This is a genomic window from Pseudomonas sp. WP18 (assembly GCF_036689585.1).
Taxonomy (GTDB): domain Bacteria; phylum Pseudomonadota; class Gammaproteobacteria; order Pseudomonadales; family Pseudomonadaceae; genus Aquipseudomonas; species Aquipseudomonas chlororaphis_E.
The window spans coordinates 2,235,922-2,250,739 of the sequence record NZ_CP144758.1 but is presented as its reverse complement, the minus strand read 5'-3'; the positions used below and the strand labels follow the sequence as shown (position 1 = coordinate 2,250,739).

Here is a 14,818-nt window from a genome sequence, read left to right as displayed (position 1 = left end):
GATTCCATTAGCCACGCCCGCTGACACCGGGCCAACGAAGAACTTTGAACCATGGCCACTATCCACGTAGACGGCAAAGCGCTCGAAGTCGACGGGGCAGACAACCTGTTACAGGCATGTCTGTCGCTGGGCCTCGACATTCCTTATTTCTGCTGGCACCCCGCCCTTGGCAGCGTCGGCGCCTGTCGCCAGTGCGCAGTCAAGCAATACACCGACGAGAACGACACCCGTGGTCGGATCGTCATGTCCTGCATGACCCCCGCCACCGACAACACCTGGATCTCCATCGACGATGAAGAATCCAAGGCGTTTCGCGCCAGCGTCGTCGAATGGCTGATGACCAACCACCCGCACGACTGCCCGGTCTGTGAGGAAGGCGGTCACTGCCACCTGCAAGACATGACGGTGATGACCGGCCACAACGAGCGCCGTTATCGCTTCAAGAAACGCACCCACCAGAACCAGCAACTGGGCCCGTTCATTTCCCACGAGATGAACCGCTGCATCGCCTGCTACCGCTGCGTGCGTTTCTACAAGGACTACGCCGGCGGTACCGACCTGGGCGTGTTCGGCGCCCACGACAACGTGTACTTCGGACGCGTTGAAGACGGCACCCTGGAAAGCGAGTTCTCCGGCAACCTCACCGAGGTCTGCCCGACCGGCGTGTTCACCGACAAGACCCACTCCGAGCGCTACAACCGCAAGTGGGACATGCAGTTCTCGCCGAGCATCTGCCACGGCTGCTCCAGCGGTTGCAACATCTCCCCGGGCGAGCGCTACGGCGAACTGCGTCGCATCGAGAACCGCTACAACGGTTCGGTGAACCAGTACTTCCTCTGTGACCGCGGCCGTTTCGGCTACGGCTACGTCAACCGCACCGACCGTCCGCGCCAACCGCTGCTGGCGGGCGGCACCAAGCTGAGCCTGGACGAAGCACTGGACAAGGCCGCCGACCTGCTGCGCGGCCGCAACATCGTCGGCATCGGTTCGCCACGGGCGAGCCTGGAAAGCAACTACGCGTTGCGTGAACTGGTCGGTGCCGAACATTTCTACAGCGGTATCGAAGCCACCGAGCTGGAGCGCATCCGCATGGTGCTGCAAGTGCTCAAGGACAGCCCGCTGCCCGTGCCGACGATGCGCGACATCGAAGACCACGACGCCGTGTTCGTCCTTGGCGAAGACCTGACCCAGACCGCCGCGCGCATGGCTCTGGCCCTGCGCCAGTCGGTCAAGGGCAAGGCCGAGGACATGGCCGACGCCATGCGTGTGCAGCCTTGGCTCGACGCCGCCGTGAAGAACATCGGTCAGCACGCGCTGAACCCGCTGTTCATCGCCAGCCTCGCCGAAACCAAGCTCGACGACGTCGCCGAAGAATGCGTGCATGCCGCGCCTGACGACCTGGCCCGCATCGGCTTTGCCGTCGCTCACGCCCTGGACGCCAGTGCACCGGCCGTCGAAGGCCTCGACAGCGAAGCCGCCGGACTGGTGCAGCGCATCGCCGACGCCCTGCTGGCCGCCAAGCGTCCGTTGATCATTGCCGGCACGTCCCTGGGTTCCAAGGCGTTGATCGAAGCCGCCGCCAACATCGCCAAGGCCTTGAAGCTGCGCGAGAAGAACGGCTCCATCAGCCTGGTCGTGCCGGAAGCCAACAGCCTTGGCCTGGCCATGCTCGGTGGCGAGTCGGTGGATGCAGCCCTGCAAGCGGTGATCGACGGCAGCGCCGACGCCATCGTGGTGCTGGAAAACGACCTCTACACCCGGACCGACAAGGCCCGTGTGGACGCCGCCCTGAACGCCGCGAAAACCGTGATCGTCGCCGACCACCAGAAGACCGCCACCACCGACCGCGCCCACCTGGTGTTGCCGGCGGCGAGCTTTGCCGAAGGCGACGGCACCCTGGTCAGCCAGGAAGGTCGCGCCCAGCGCTTCTTCCAGGTCTTCGACCCGCAATACCTGGACGCCAGCATCCTGGTCCACGAAGGCTGGCGCTGGCTGCATGCCCTGCGCGCCACCCTGCTGAACCAGCCGATCGACTGGACCCAACTGGACCACGTCACCGCCGCCTGCGCGTCGAGCAGCCCGCAACTGGCTGCCATCGTCGACGCCGCGCCGTCCGCCGCGTTCCGCATCAAGGGCATGAAGCTGGCCCGCGAGCCGCTGCGTTACTCCGGCCGCACGGCCATGCGCGCCAACATCAGCGTGCACGAACCGCGCACCCCGCAAGACCAGGACACCCCATTCGCCTTCTCCATGGAAGGTTACTCGGGCTCCGCCGAACCGCGCTCGCAAGTGCCGTTCGCCTGGTCGCCGGGCTGGAACTCGCCGCAAGCCTGGAACAAGTTCCAGGACGAGGTCGGCGGTCACCTGCGTGCCGGTGACCCGGGCAAGCGCCTGATCGAAAGCCAGGGCGATGGCCTCAGCTGGTTCGCCAGCGTGCCGCGCGCCTTCAACCCGGCACCAGGGACCTGGCAGGTCGTGCCGTTCCATCACCTGTTCGGCAGCGAAGAGAACTCTTCCAAGGCCGCACCGGTGCAGGAGCGCATCCCGGCCGCCTACGTGGCGCTGGCCAAGTCCGAAGCCGATCGCCTGGGCGTCAACGACGGGGCTCTGCTGAGCCTGAACGTGGCGGGCCAGACCCTGCGTCTGCCGCTGCGTATCAATGAAGCGCTGGGCGCCGGCCTGGTGGCGCTGCCCGCCGGCCTGGCCGGCATCCCACCGGCGATATTCGGCAAAACCGTCGACGGTCTGCAGGAGGCAGCGCAATGAGCTGGTTCACCCCTGAAGTGATCGACGTGATCCTGACGGTCCTCAAGGCCATCGTGATCCTGCTGGCCGTGGTGGTCGCAGGTGCACTGTTGAGCTTCGTCGAACGTCGCCTGCTGGGCTGGTGGCAGGACCGCTACGGTCCGAACCGCGTCGGCCCGTTCGGCATGTTCCAGATCGCCGCCGACATGGTGAAAATGTTCTTCAAGGAAGACTGGACCCCACCGTTTGCCGACAAGGTGATCTTCACCCTGGCACCGGTCGTGGCCATGAGCGCCTTGCTGATCGCCTTTGCGATCATCCCGATCACCCCGACCTGGGGCGTGGCGGACCTGAACATCGGCCTGCTGTTCTTCTTCGCCATGGCCGGCCTGTCGGTGTACGCGGTGCTGTTCGCCGGCTGGTCGAGCAACAACAAGTTCGCCCTGCTGGGCAGCCTGCGGGCCTCGGCCCAGACCGTGTCCTACGAAGTGTTCATGGGCCTGGCGCTCATGGGCATCGTGATCCAGGCCGGCTCGTTCAACATGCGTGACATCGTCGAGTACCAGGCGCAGAACCTGTGGTTCATCATTCCGCAGTTCTTCGGCTTCTGTACCTTCTTCATCGCCGGCGTGGCCGTGACTCACCGTCACCCCTTCGACCAGCCGGAAGCGGAACAGGAACTGGCCGACGGTTACCACATTGAATATGCCGGCATGAAATGGGGCATGTTCTTCGTCGGCGAGTACATCGGCATCATCCTGATCTCGGCGCTGCTGGTCACGCTGTTCTTCGGTGGCTGGCACGGTCCGTTCGGCATCCTGCCGCAATTGTCCTTCGTCTGGTTCGCCTTGAAGACCGCGTTCTTCATCATGCTGTTCGTCCTGCTGCGCGCCTCGATCCCGCGCCCACGCTACGACCAGGTGATGGACTTCAGCTGGAAATTCTGCCTGCCGCTGACCCTGATCAACATGCTGGTGACCGCTGCGATCGTTTTAATGAACGCGCCTGCGGCCGCGGTTCAGTGAGGATTTGACCCATGTTCAAATATATTGGCGACATCGTTAAGGGTACCGGTACCCAACTGCGAAGCCTGGTCATGATCTTCGGCCATGGCTTTCGCAAGCGCGACACCCTGCAATACCCCGAAGAGCCGGTCTACCTGGCTCCGCGTTATCGCGGCCGCATCGTCCTGACCCGTGATCCCGACGGCGAAGAGCGTTGCGTGGCGTGCAACCTGTGCGCCGTGGCCTGCCCGGTCGGTTGCATCTCGTTGCAGAAAGCTGAAACCGAAGACGGTCGCTGGTACCCGGACTTCTTCCGCATCAACTTCTCGCGCTGCATTTTCTGCGGCCTCTGCGAGGAAGCGTGCCCGACCACCGCGATCCAGCTCACCCCGGATTTCGAAATGGCCGAGTTCAAACGTCAGGACCTGGTGTACGAGAAAGAAGACTTGCTGATTTCCGGTCCCGGTAAAAACCCTGATTACAACTTCTATCGTGTTGCAGGTATGGCCATTGCCGGTAAGCCCAAAGGCGCCGCGCAGAACGAAGCCGAACCGATCAACGTGAAGAGCTTGCTGCCTTAAGGAAGAAAGATGGAATTCGCTTTCTATTTCGCATCGGGTATCGCGGTGGTGTCCACGCTTCGTGTGGTCACCAACACCAACCCCATCCATGCCCTGCTCTACCTGATCATTTCGCTGATCGCCGTGGCCATGACCTTCTTCGCCCTCGGCGCGCCGTTTGCCGGTGCGCTGGAAGTGATCGCCTACGCCGGCGCCATCATGGTGCTGTTCGTGTTCGTGGTGATGATGCTCAACCTGGGCCCCGCCTCGGTGCAGCAGGAGCGCTCCTGGCTCAAGCCCGGCATCTGGGCAGGGCCGGTGATTCTCGCCGTCCTGCTGCTGGGGGAACTGCTGTACGTGCTGTTCGCCCACCAGAGCGGCCAGGCCATCGGCCACACCACCGTAGGTCCAAAGGCCGTGGGCATCAGCCTGTTCGGCCCATACCTGCTGGTGGTCGAACTCGCCTCGATGCTGCTGCTTGCCGCAGCCGTCACGGCGTTCCATTTGGGCCGTAACGAGGCGAAGGAGTAATCACATGCCTGCTATCCCTCTCGAGCATGGCCTGGCAGTCGCCGGCATCCTGTTCTGTCTCGGCCTGGTCGGCCTGATGGTCCGTCGCAACATCCTGTTCGTGCTGATGAGCCTGGAGGTCATGATGAACGCCTCTGCCCTGGCCTTCATCGTGGCAGGCGCTCGCTGGGCGCAACCGGATGGACAGATCATGTTCATCCTGGTGATCAGCCTGGCAGCCGCCGAGGCCAGTATCGGCCTGGCGATCCTGTTGCAACTGTATCGCCGCTTCCACACGCTCGATATCGACGCTGCCAGTGAGATGCGCGGATGAACATGATCTTTCTGACTTTCGTATTTCCCCTGATCGGTTTCCTGCTGCTGTCGTTCTCCCGGGGACGCCTCTCGGAAAACCTCTCGGCACTGATCGGTGTCGGTTCCATCGGCCTGTCGGCGATTGTCGCTGCCTACGTGATCTGGCAATTCAACGTCGCACCACCTGAAGGCGGGCACTACACCCTGGTGCTGTGGCGCTGGATGGCGGTGGAAGGCTTCACGCCGAACTTCGCCCTGTACATCGACGGCCTGTCGATCACCATGCTCGGCGTCGTGGTTGGCGTGGGTTTCCTGATCCACCTGTTCGCGTCCTGGTACATGCGCGGTGAAGACGGCTACTCGCGTTTCTTCGCCTACACCAACCTGTTCATCGCCAGCATGCTGTTCCTGGTGCTCGGCGATAACCTGTTGTTCCTGTACTTCGGCTGGGAAGGCGTGGGCCTGTGCTCGTACCTGCTGATCGGTTTCTACTACACCAATCGCAACAACGGTAACGCGGCACTCAAGGCGTTCATCGTCACCCGCATCGGCGACGTGTTCATGGCCATCGGCCTGTTCATCCTGTTCCAGCAGCTGGGTACGCTGAATATCCAGGAACTGCTGGTCAAGGCCCCCGAGCACTTCAAGGTCGGCGATTTCTGGATCGTCCTGGCGACCCTGATGCTGCTGGGCGGCGCTGTCGGTAAATCGGCGCAATTGCCGCTGCAAACCTGGTTGGCGGATGCAATGGCCGGCCCTACCCCGGTCTCGGCACTGATCCACGCCGCAACCATGGTGACCGCGGGCGTCTACCTGATCGCCCGTACTCATGGCCTGTTCGCCCTGGCGCCGGACATCCTGCACCTGGTGGGCATCGTCGGCGGCGTGACCCTGGTACTGGCCGGCTTCGCCGCGCTGGTGCAGACCGACATCAAGCGTATCCTCGCCTACTCGACCATGAGCCAGATCGGCTACATGTTCCTGGCCCTGGGCGTCGGTGCCTGGGAAGGCGCGATCTTCCACCTGATGACTCACGCCTTCTTCAAGGCCCTGCTGTTCCTTGCTTCCGGTGCGGTAATCGTTGCCTGCCACCACGAGCAGAACATCTTCAAGATGGGTGGCCTGTGGAAGAAACTGCCGTTGGCCTACGCCAGCTTCATCGTTGGCGGCGCGGCCCTGGCGGCCCTGCCACTGGTCACCGCCGGTTTCTATTCCAAGGACGAGATCCTCTGGGAAGCGTTCGCCAGCGGTAACCAGGGCCTGCTCTATGCCGGCCTGGTGGGTGCGTTCATGACCTCGCTGTACACCTTCCGCCTGATCTTCATCGCGTTCCACGGTGAAGCCAAGACCGAAGCCCACGCCGGCCACGGCATTGCCCACTGGCTGCCATTGTCGGTGCTGATCGTGCTGTCGACCTTCGTCGGCGCCATGATCGCCCCGCCACTGCACGGCGTACTGCCGCAAAGCGTCGGCCATGCCGGCGGCGAAGCCAAGCACAGCCTGGAAATCGCCTCGGGCGCCATCGCCCTGGCCGGGATCCTGCTGGCCGCCCTGCTGTTCCTGGGCAAGCGTCGTTTCGTCACCGCCATCGCCAACAGCGGCCTGGGCCGTGTCCTTTCGGCCTGGTGGTTCGCCGCCTGGGGCTTCGACTGGATCTACGACAAACTGTTCGTCAAGCCATACCTTGCGATCAGCCACATTCTGCGCAAAGACCCGCTCGACCAGACCATTGGCCTGATCCCGCGCATGGCCAAGGGCGGCCACACCGCCCTGAGCCGTACCGAGACCGGTCAACTGCGTTGGTATGCGGCTTCCATGGCGGCTGGCGCCGTGCTGGTTATCGGCGCCATCGTGCTGGTAGCGGTCTGATATGAACCTTGCGAACTTGCGAAAGGAAACGAGCCCGTCATGATTCTGCCCTGGCTAATCCTGATCCCCTTCATCGGCGGCCTGTTGTGCTGGATCGCGGAGCGCTCCAGCTCCACGCTCCCGCGCTGGATTGCGCTGCTGACCATGTCCCTGGAACTCGCGCTCGGCCTCTGGCTGTGGGCGACCGGCGACTTCACATTTGCCCCGGCGCCTGGCGCCGAGCCGACCTGGGCGCTTGAATTCAAGCACCTGTGGATCGCGCGCTTCGGCATCAGCGTGCACCTGGCCCTCGACGGCCTGTCGCTGCTGATGATCCTGCTGACCGGCCTGCTGGGTATCCTCTCGGTGCTCTGCTCCTGGAAAGAGATCCAGCGTCACGTCGGCTTCTTCCACCTGAACCTGATGTGGATCCTGGGCGGTGTCGTCGGCGTGTTCCTGGCGCTGGACCTGTTCATGTTCTTCTTCTTCTGGGAAATGATGCTGGTGCCGATGTACTTCCTCATCGCGCTCTGGGGTCACAGTTCCTCGGACGGCAAGAAGACCCGGATCTACGCGGCGACCAAGTTCTTCATCTTCACCCAGGCGTCCGGCCTGATCATGTTGGTGGCGATCCTTGGCCTGGTGCTGGTCAACTTCAACAACACCGGCGTGATCACCTTCAACTACGCCGACCTGTTGAAAGTGCAGATGTCGCGCACCACCGAGTACGTGCTGATGCTGGGCTTCTTCATCGCGTTCGCGGTGAAGCTGCCGGTGGTGCCATTCCACTCCTGGCTGCCCGACGCCCACGCCCAGGCGCCGACCGCCGGTTCCGTGGACCTGGCCGGTATCTTGCTCAAGACCGCGGCCTACGGCCTGCTGCGCTTTGCCCTGCCGATGTTCCCCAACGCCTCGGCCGAGTTCGCGCCCATCGCCATGACCCTGGGCCTGATCGGGATTTTCTACGGTGCGTTCCTGGCGTTCGCCCAGACCGACATCAAGCGCCTGATCGCCTTCTCCAGCGTCTCGCACATGGGCTTCGTGCTGATCGGTATCTACTCCGGCAGCCAGCTGGCCCTGCAAGGCGCGGTGATCCAGATGCTCGCCCACGGCCTGTCGGCGGCGGCGCTGTTTATCCTCAGCGGCCAGTTGTACGAGCGCCTGCACACCCGCGACATGCGCGAGATGGGCGGCGTCTGGTCGCGCATCGCCTACCTGCCGGCCATCAGTCTGTTCTTCGCGGCCGCCTCCCTGGGCCTGCCGGGGACCGGCAACTTCGTCGGCGAGTTCCTGATCCTGATCGGCTCGTTCGTCAGTGCGCCATGGATCACGGCCATCGCCACGTCCGGCCTGGTGTTCGGTTCGGTCTACTCGCTGATCATGATCCACCGCGCCTACTTCGGTCCGGCCAAGTCGGATGAAGTGCTGCGCGGCATGGACGCTCGCGAACTGATCATGGTGCTTGGCCTTGCGGTGCTGCTGGTATACCTCGGCGTTTCCCCGCAACCGTTCCTCGACACCTCTGCCGCCACGATGCATGGCGTGCAGCAGTGGCTCGGCACCGCCTTCTCTCAACTCGCTTCGGCCCGGTAAGAGCGCTATGGAATTCACGATTCAACACTTTATCGCGCTTGCGCCGCTGTTGATCACCAGCGCCACGATCATCGTGGTGATGCTGGCGATCGCCTGGCGGCGCAATCACTCACAGACCTTCCTGCTGTCGGTGGCGGGGCTGAACCTGGCCCTGCTGTCGATCCTGCCGGCCCTGAAAGTCGCGCCCCTGGTGGTCACGCCGCTGATCCAGATCGACAGCTTCGCCTGCCTGTACATGGCGTTGATCCTGGTCGCCACCCTCGCCTGCGTCACCCTCGCCCACGCCTACCTCGGCGATGGCGGTTCGGGTTACCCGGGCAACCGCGAAGAACTGTACCTGCTGATCCTGATGGCCGCCGCCGGTGGCCTGGTCCTGGTCAGCGCGCAGCACCTGGCCAGCCTGTTCATCGGCCTGGAACTGCTGTCGGTACCGGTCTACGGTCTGGTGGCCTACGCCTTCTTCAACAAGCGCTCCCTGGAAGCCGGCATCAAGTACATGGTGCTGTCGGCGGCCGGCTCCGCGTTCCTGTTGTTCGGCATGGCGCTGCTCTACGCAGAAGCCGGCACCCTGAGCTTCGTCGGTATCGGCCAGGCCCTGGCGGCCACCGGCCTGCCAAGCCCGATCGCGCAACTGGGCCTGGGCATGATGTTGATCGGCCTGGCGTTCAAGCTGTCGCTGGTGCCCTTCCACCTCTGGACCCCGGACGTCTACGAGGGCGCCCCGGCACCGGTGGCGGCGTTCCTGGCCACCGCGTCGAAAGTGGCGGTGTTCGCGGTGATGGTTCGCCTGTTCCAGATCTCCCCGGTGGCCAGCAGCGGCGTGCTGAACGACGTGCTGACGATCATTGCCATCGTGTCGATCCTGTTCGGTAACCTGCTGGCACTGACCCAGAGCAACCTCAAGCGCCTGCTGGGTTACTCGTCCATCGCCCACTTCGGCTACCTGCTGATCGCGTTGATCGCCAGCAAGGGCCTGGCGGTGGAAGCCATTGGCGTGTACCTGGTCACCTACGTCATCACCAGCCTCGGCGCGTTCGGCGTGATCACCCTGATGTCCTCGCCATACAACGGCCGCGACGCCGACGCCCTGTACGAATACCGTGGCCTGTTCTGGCGCCGTCCGTACCTGACCGCCGTACTGACCGTGATGATGCTGTCCCTGGCCGGCATTCCGCTGACCGCCGGCTTCATCGGCAAGTTCTACATCATCGCCACCGGCGTCGAGGCGCACCAATGGTGGCTGGTCGGCTCCCTGGTGCTGGGCAGTGCCATCGGCGTGTTCTACTACCTGCGCGTCATGGTCACCCTGTACCTGATGGAACCGAACCTGCGTCGCCACGACGCCGAGTTGCACTGGGAGCAGAAGGCAGGCGGCGTGATGCTGCTGGCTATCGCCGTACTGGCGTTCTTCCTGGGCGTGTACCCACAACCGTTGCTGACCCTGGTCCAGCAAGCGGGCCTGGTGGGCTGATCGCCTCGGCAGCACCGCTGTGAAAAAACCCGTATCGCGAGATACGGGTTTTTTTATGGCTGGTTCTGAAGAATGACAAATCGTGGCGAGGGAGCAAGCTCCCTCGCCACGGGCCAGGTGTGTCAACAGGAGCTTTTAGCCGCGCGTCAGCGCAAAGTGCAACGAGCTTTTACCCCGGGTCTTGCAGCTTGCACGAAGCCGGAACTTACCACTCATCCAACTCTTTGTTTTACCTGTACTTTTTTATAAGCGCTGGCTGGCATGGCTGATGCAATTTACCCCATACGCGGCGTCGGCGCTTGAAGCCTACCCGCAACCGTGAATTGCCAGGAGCTACTTATGAACGCCATCGACCTTTTGAAAGCCGACCATGAACGCGTGAAAGCGATTCTGACCCAACTGAGCGAATCCACTGATCGCGCCATCAAGAAACGCACCGATCTGTTGGCGAAACTGGAAATGGAAGTGACCATCCACACCCGCCTGGAAGAAGAGATCCTGTATCCGGCTTTCAAGCAAGCGGGTGGCAAGGACGAAGCGGAAATGTATTACGAGGCCAAGGAAGAGCATCGCACCGTCGACTCGCTGGTGCTGCCGGACCTGAAAGCCACCGATCCATCCCAGCCTGAATTCGCCGGTCGGGTGAAGGTGGTCAAGGAACTGCTCGAACACCACATCGAAGAGGAAGAAAAGGAGATGTTCCCCCAGGCCAAGAAAGTCTTGGGCAAGGCCAAGCTGGATGCCTTGGGTGCGGAAATGGAAACCATGAAAGCGCAGTACAAAAAGGAACTGGGCAGCGCCAACCTCGCCGCCTGATCCTTGCCTCGAGTGCTTCAGCCGTCTCCGGACGGCTGAACGTCGTTATGGGGTCCTGTACTAACCGATCCAGCCCCGTGCGTCACGGCTGCATCTGTTCGCGCAGAAACTCCACCAGCGCCTGTACCGGGCGCGAGCCCTGCCGATGTTGCGGGTAAACCGCCGACAGCGTCAGTGGCTCGGTCTCGTAACCCTCCAGCACCCGGGTCAATCGACCGTCCTTCAGTGCATCGCCGAGAATGAAGGTGGGCAGGTAGGTGATGCCCATGCCGGCAATGGCGGCGTCCCGAAGCAGGTCACCATTGTTGGCCCGCATGCGTCCGGTGACATCCAGGGACAAAGGTTTGCCACGTCCTTCGAAGCGCCATTGGACTTGCCGGCTGTGACCATAAGGCAGGCAATCGTGATTGCGCAGGTCTTCAGGTCGCTCGGGCGTACCGCGTTCTGCCAGGTAGGCCGGGCTGGCGCAATACAGCCGCTCGATGCTGGCGATACGCCGGGCAATCAGCGTCGAGTCCTCCAGCACGCCAATGCGCAACGCCAGATCGTAGCCCTCCCCCAGCAGATCCACCGAGCGGTCGCTCAAATCCACTTCGACGCTGACGTCGGGGTAGCGTTGCAGGAACACCGGCAGCAGGCTCCCCAGGTGCGCCACGGCGAACGACAGCGGCGCGCTGAGGCGAATGGTGCCGCGTGGCGCGTCGGTCTGGCCGCTGATGCCCTGCTCCACCTCTTCGATTTCACTGAGCAGGCGCAATGCTGATTCGTAATAACGCTGGCCCAAGGGGGTAATGTCCAGGCGCCGCGTCGAACGATTGAGCAGGCGCACGCCCAGACGCTGCTCCAGCTCCATCAGCTTGCGGCTGACGAACTGCTTGGACAGCCCGAGCTTGTCCGCCGCCGCGGTAAAGCTGCCCGACTCCATGACCTGGACGAAAATGCGCATGTCTTCGAAGGGGTTCATTGGGGATCCGTGGGTGAATAATCAAGAACTTTATAAAGGTGTTCAGGGTGAACTCAACCCTGTGGCGAGGGGATTTATCCCCGCTGGGCTGCGCAGCAGACCTGATTACTGACTCCGGTAAACAGTCTGACACACCAGGTGATCAACTTTGGGGCTGCTACGCAGCCCAACGGGGATAAATCCCCTCGCCACAGGTTTTCGCCAGGCAAAAAGATGCCCGCACGATGGCGGGCATCCGTTTAGCCTGTGAGCTCAGCTTACTTGGCGGTCAGCGCCGAGTAGCTGTTCATCAGGTTGCGGTAGTTCGGAATGCGCTGGGACAACAGGTTGCCCAGGCCTTCGATGTCGTTGCGCCAGTCACGGTGCAGCTCGCAGGCCACCGAGAACCAGTTCATCATTTGCGCGCCAGCGGCGGTCATGCGGACCCAGGCGGCTTGTTGCACGGTTTCGTTAAAGGTGCCCGAAGCGTCGGTGACGACGAACACGTCAAAACCTTCAGCCAGTGCCGACAGGGTCGGGAACGCTACGCAGACGTCGGTCACCACACCGGCGATGATCAGTTGCTTGCGGCCGGTGGCCTTGATCGCCTTGACGAAGTCTTCGTTGTCCCAGGCGTTGATCTGGCCTGGACGCGGGATGTACGGTGCGTCCGGGAACATTTCCTTGAGTTCCGGCACGATCGGGCCGTTCGGACCTTTTTCGAAACTGGTGGTCAGGATGGTCGGCAGTTCGAAGAACTTCGCCAGGTCAGCCAGGGCCAGCACGTTGTTCTTGAACTCGTTGGGCGAAAAGTCCTGGACCAGAGAGATCAGGCCAGTCTGGTGATCGACCAGCAGGACCACAGCGTCGTCTTTGTTCAGGCGGTTGTAGCTGGGAACATTGCTCATGGGATGACTCCTTTGGATGGATGTTACAAGTCCTGTGGGAGCGGGCTTGCTCGCGAATGCGTCGGCACATCCGACGACGTCGCAAGCTGACACACCGCTTTCGCGAGCAAGCCCGCTCCCACAGGGGGATGTTGGTGTTCGTCAGAACGCGAAGCAGGAACAGCCGAACGCGCCCCAGAAGCCTTGGAAATCGCTGACCGGAACGTTCGACAGGCGTGCCCGTTCATGGCTGTGGGCGTGCACCGTGCACGGCCCGCTGCACTGGTGGACTTGCGCCTGCAACGGCGAGCTCGGGCGCCAGTGACCAGGGACCTTGACCACTGGCGACCAGTCCGGCAGCACTGGAACGCTGGCCGGGCCGAGCTTCTCGAAATCGCCGGCGGCGTAGACCACCTTGCCGCCCACCACCGTCAGCACGGACTCGATCCACTTGATGGCTTCTTCCTCGACGCTGAAGAAGTCCGCGCTCAGGGCTGCCACGTCCGCCAGTTGGCCGACCTTGATCTGGCCCTTCTTGCCCTGCTCCGAGGAGAACCAGGCGCTGCCGTGGGTGAACAGTTCCAGGGCGGTCAGGCGCGGCAGACCTTCTTCGTGCAATGCCAGGCCGCCGACGGTGCGGCCGCTGACCATCCAGTACAGCGAGGTCCACGGGTTGTAGCTCGACACCCGGGTGGCGTCGGTGCCGGCGCCGACCGGCACGCCTTCGGCCAGCATGCGCTTGATCGGCGGCGTGGCTTCGGCGGCCTTGGCGCCGTAGCGGTCCACGAAGTACTCACCTTGGAAGGCCATGCGGTCCTGGATGGCGATGCCGCCGCCCAGCGCGCGGACCCGCTCGATGTTCTGCGGGGTAATGGTTTCGGCGTGGTCGAAGAACCACGGCAGGCCGTTGAACGGGATGTCGCGGTTGACCTTCTCGAACACATCGAGCATGCGGCTGATGGACTCGTTGTAGGTGGCGTGCAGGCGGAACGGCCAGCGCTGTTCCACCAGGTGCCGCACCACCGGTTCCAGGTCTTGCTCCATGCTCGCCGGCAGGTCCGGACGCGGTTCGAGGAAGTCCTCGAAGTCGGCCGCCGAGAACACCAGCATTTCGCCGGCGCCGTTATGCCGCAGGAAGTCGTCGCCCTGGTGCAGCTTGACGCTGCCGGTCCAGTTCTTGAAGTCGCTGAGCTCTTCCTTGGGTTTCTGGGTGAACAGGTTGTAGGCGATGCGCACCGTCAACTGCTGTTCCCGGGCCAACTGCTCGATCACGGCGTAATCGTCCGGGTAGTTCTGGAAACCACCGCCGGCATCGATGGCGCTGGTCAGCCCGAGGCGATTGAGTTCACGCATGAACTGGCGGGTGGAGTTGACCTGGTACTCCAGCGGCAACTTCGGTCCCTTGGCCAGGGTCGAGTAGAGGATCATCGCGTTAGGTCGCGCCACCAGCATGCCGGTCGGCTCGCCGTTGCTGTCACGCACGATCTCGCCGCCGGGCGGGTTCGGCGTGTCGCGGGTGTAGCCGGCCACGCGCAGCGCGGCGCGGTTGAGCAAGGCGCGGTCATACAGGTGCAGGACGAACACCGGGGTGTCCGGGGCCGCCTGGTTGAGTTCTTCCAGGGTCGGCATGCGTTTTTCGGCGAACTGGAATTCGTTCCAGCCGCCCACCACACGCACCCATTGAGGCGTCGGCGTGCGGTCGGCCTGGTCCTTGAGCATGCGCAGAGCATCGGCCAGGGACGGCACGCCTTCCCAGCGCAGTTCCAGGTTGTAGTTCAAGCCACCCCGGATCAGGTGCAGGTGCGAGTCATTGAGCCCGGGGATGACGGTGCGGCCCTTGAGGTCGATGACCTGGGTGCCGCTGCCGCGCAGGGCCATGGCTTCGGCGTCGGTGCCCACGGCAACGAATTTGCCCTGGCTGATCGCCACGGCGCTGGCCCGGGGGTTTTCCCGGTCGACGGTGTGGAACTGGCCATTGAACAGAATCAGATCGGCGTTCATAGGGTTTTCCTTCAACGATCAAAAATAGAAATTGTGGCGAGGGGATTTATCCCCGCTGGACTGCGAAGCAGTCCTGAAAGAGCGGCCGCTACGCGACCGAGCGGGGATAAATCCCCTCGCCACAA

12 protein-coding genes are annotated in these 14,818 nt (G+C 62.9%); 9 read left to right on the top strand and 3 right to left on the bottom strand.

All coding sequences use genetic code 11. The features are described from left to right. The first annotated feature begins 51 nt into the window (after positions 1-51). The 9 genes from nuoG (at position 52) to V5F23_RS10065 (ending at position 10,862) form a co-directional block, all read left to right on the top strand. A complete protein-coding gene (gene nuoG, locus V5F23_RS10105) occupies positions 52-2,766 on the top strand; it encodes an NADH-quinone oxidoreductase subunit NuoG (RefSeq protein ID WP_042729787.1) in 2,715 nt (904 codons plus the stop codon). Further along, positions 2,763-3,770 (top strand): NADH-quinone oxidoreductase subunit NuoH, encoded by a 1,008-nt coding sequence (nuoH, locus tag V5F23_RS10100; protein ID WP_042729788.1) that lies wholly within the window; start codon positions 2,763-2,765, stop codon positions 3,768-3,770. Before nuoG ends, nuoH begins: the two co-directional genes overlap by 4 nt. 11 nt (positions 3,771-3,781) lie before the next feature. Then, positions 3,782-4,330: an NADH-quinone oxidoreductase subunit NuoI gene (gene nuoI / locus V5F23_RS10095; protein ID WP_003180051.1), complete on the top strand. Its 549-nt coding sequence runs from the start codon at positions 3,782-3,784 to the stop codon at positions 4,328-4,330. Between the two features lie 9 nt (positions 4,331-4,339). Next, positions 4,340-4,840: an NADH-quinone oxidoreductase subunit J gene (gene nuoJ, locus V5F23_RS10090; RefSeq protein WP_042729789.1), complete on the top strand. Its 501-nt coding sequence runs from the start codon at positions 4,340-4,342 to the stop codon at positions 4,838-4,840. A 4-nt stretch (positions 4,841-4,844) separates the two neighbouring features. Then, positions 4,845-5,153: an NADH-quinone oxidoreductase subunit NuoK gene (gene nuoK, locus V5F23_RS10085; protein ID WP_003180046.1), complete on the top strand. Its 309-nt coding sequence runs from the start codon at positions 4,845-4,847 to the stop codon at positions 5,151-5,153. Further along, positions 5,150-7,003: an NADH-quinone oxidoreductase subunit L gene (gene nuoL / locus V5F23_RS10080; protein ID WP_047737220.1), complete on the top strand. Its 1,854-nt coding sequence runs from the start codon at positions 5,150-5,152 to the stop codon at positions 7,001-7,003. The genes nuoK and nuoL overlap by 4 nt, the downstream gene beginning before the upstream one ends. 39 nt (positions 7,004-7,042) lie before the next feature. Next, positions 7,043-8,575 carry an NADH-quinone oxidoreductase subunit M gene (nuoM, locus tag V5F23_RS10075; RefSeq protein ID WP_042732421.1) on the top strand — a complete coding sequence of 511 codons (1,533 nt, stop codon included), beginning with the start codon at positions 7,043-7,045 and terminating at the stop codon, positions 8,573-8,575. Between the two features lie 7 nt (positions 8,576-8,582). Beyond that, entirely contained in the window at positions 8,583-10,046 is a 1,464-nt protein-coding gene (gene nuoN / locus V5F23_RS10070; protein WP_042732422.1) for an NADH-quinone oxidoreductase subunit NuoN, read from the top strand. Between the two features lie 339 nt (positions 10,047-10,385). After that, positions 10,386-10,862: a hemerythrin domain-containing protein gene (locus V5F23_RS10065; protein WP_042732423.1), complete on the top strand. Its 477-nt coding sequence runs from the start codon at positions 10,386-10,388 to the stop codon at positions 10,860-10,862. A gap of 82 nt (positions 10,863-10,944) precedes the next feature. On the opposite strand, the gene V5F23_RS10060 is transcribed toward V5F23_RS10065, so the two are convergent. The 3 genes from V5F23_RS10060 to V5F23_RS10050 form a co-directional block, all read right to left on the bottom strand. Beyond that, the gene (locus V5F23_RS10060) at positions 10,945-11,826 is read right to left on the bottom strand and encodes a LysR family transcriptional regulator (protein WP_042732424.1); all 882 of its coding nucleotides are present in this window, start codon (positions 11,824-11,826) and stop codon (positions 10,945-10,947) included. Positions 11,827-12,083: 257 nt separating this feature from the next. Further along, complete coding sequence (ycaC, locus tag V5F23_RS10055) at positions 12,084-12,713, bottom strand: isochorismate family cysteine hydrolase YcaC (protein ID WP_047737223.1); 630 nt, start codon at positions 12,711-12,713, stop codon at positions 12,084-12,086. 141 nt (positions 12,714-12,854) lie between these two features. Further along, positions 12,855-14,693, bottom strand: a complete 1,839-nt coding sequence (locus V5F23_RS10050) for an amidohydrolase (protein ID WP_053150969.1) — start codon at positions 14,691-14,693, stop codon at positions 12,855-12,857. Positions 14,694-14,818 lie beyond the last annotated feature (125 nt).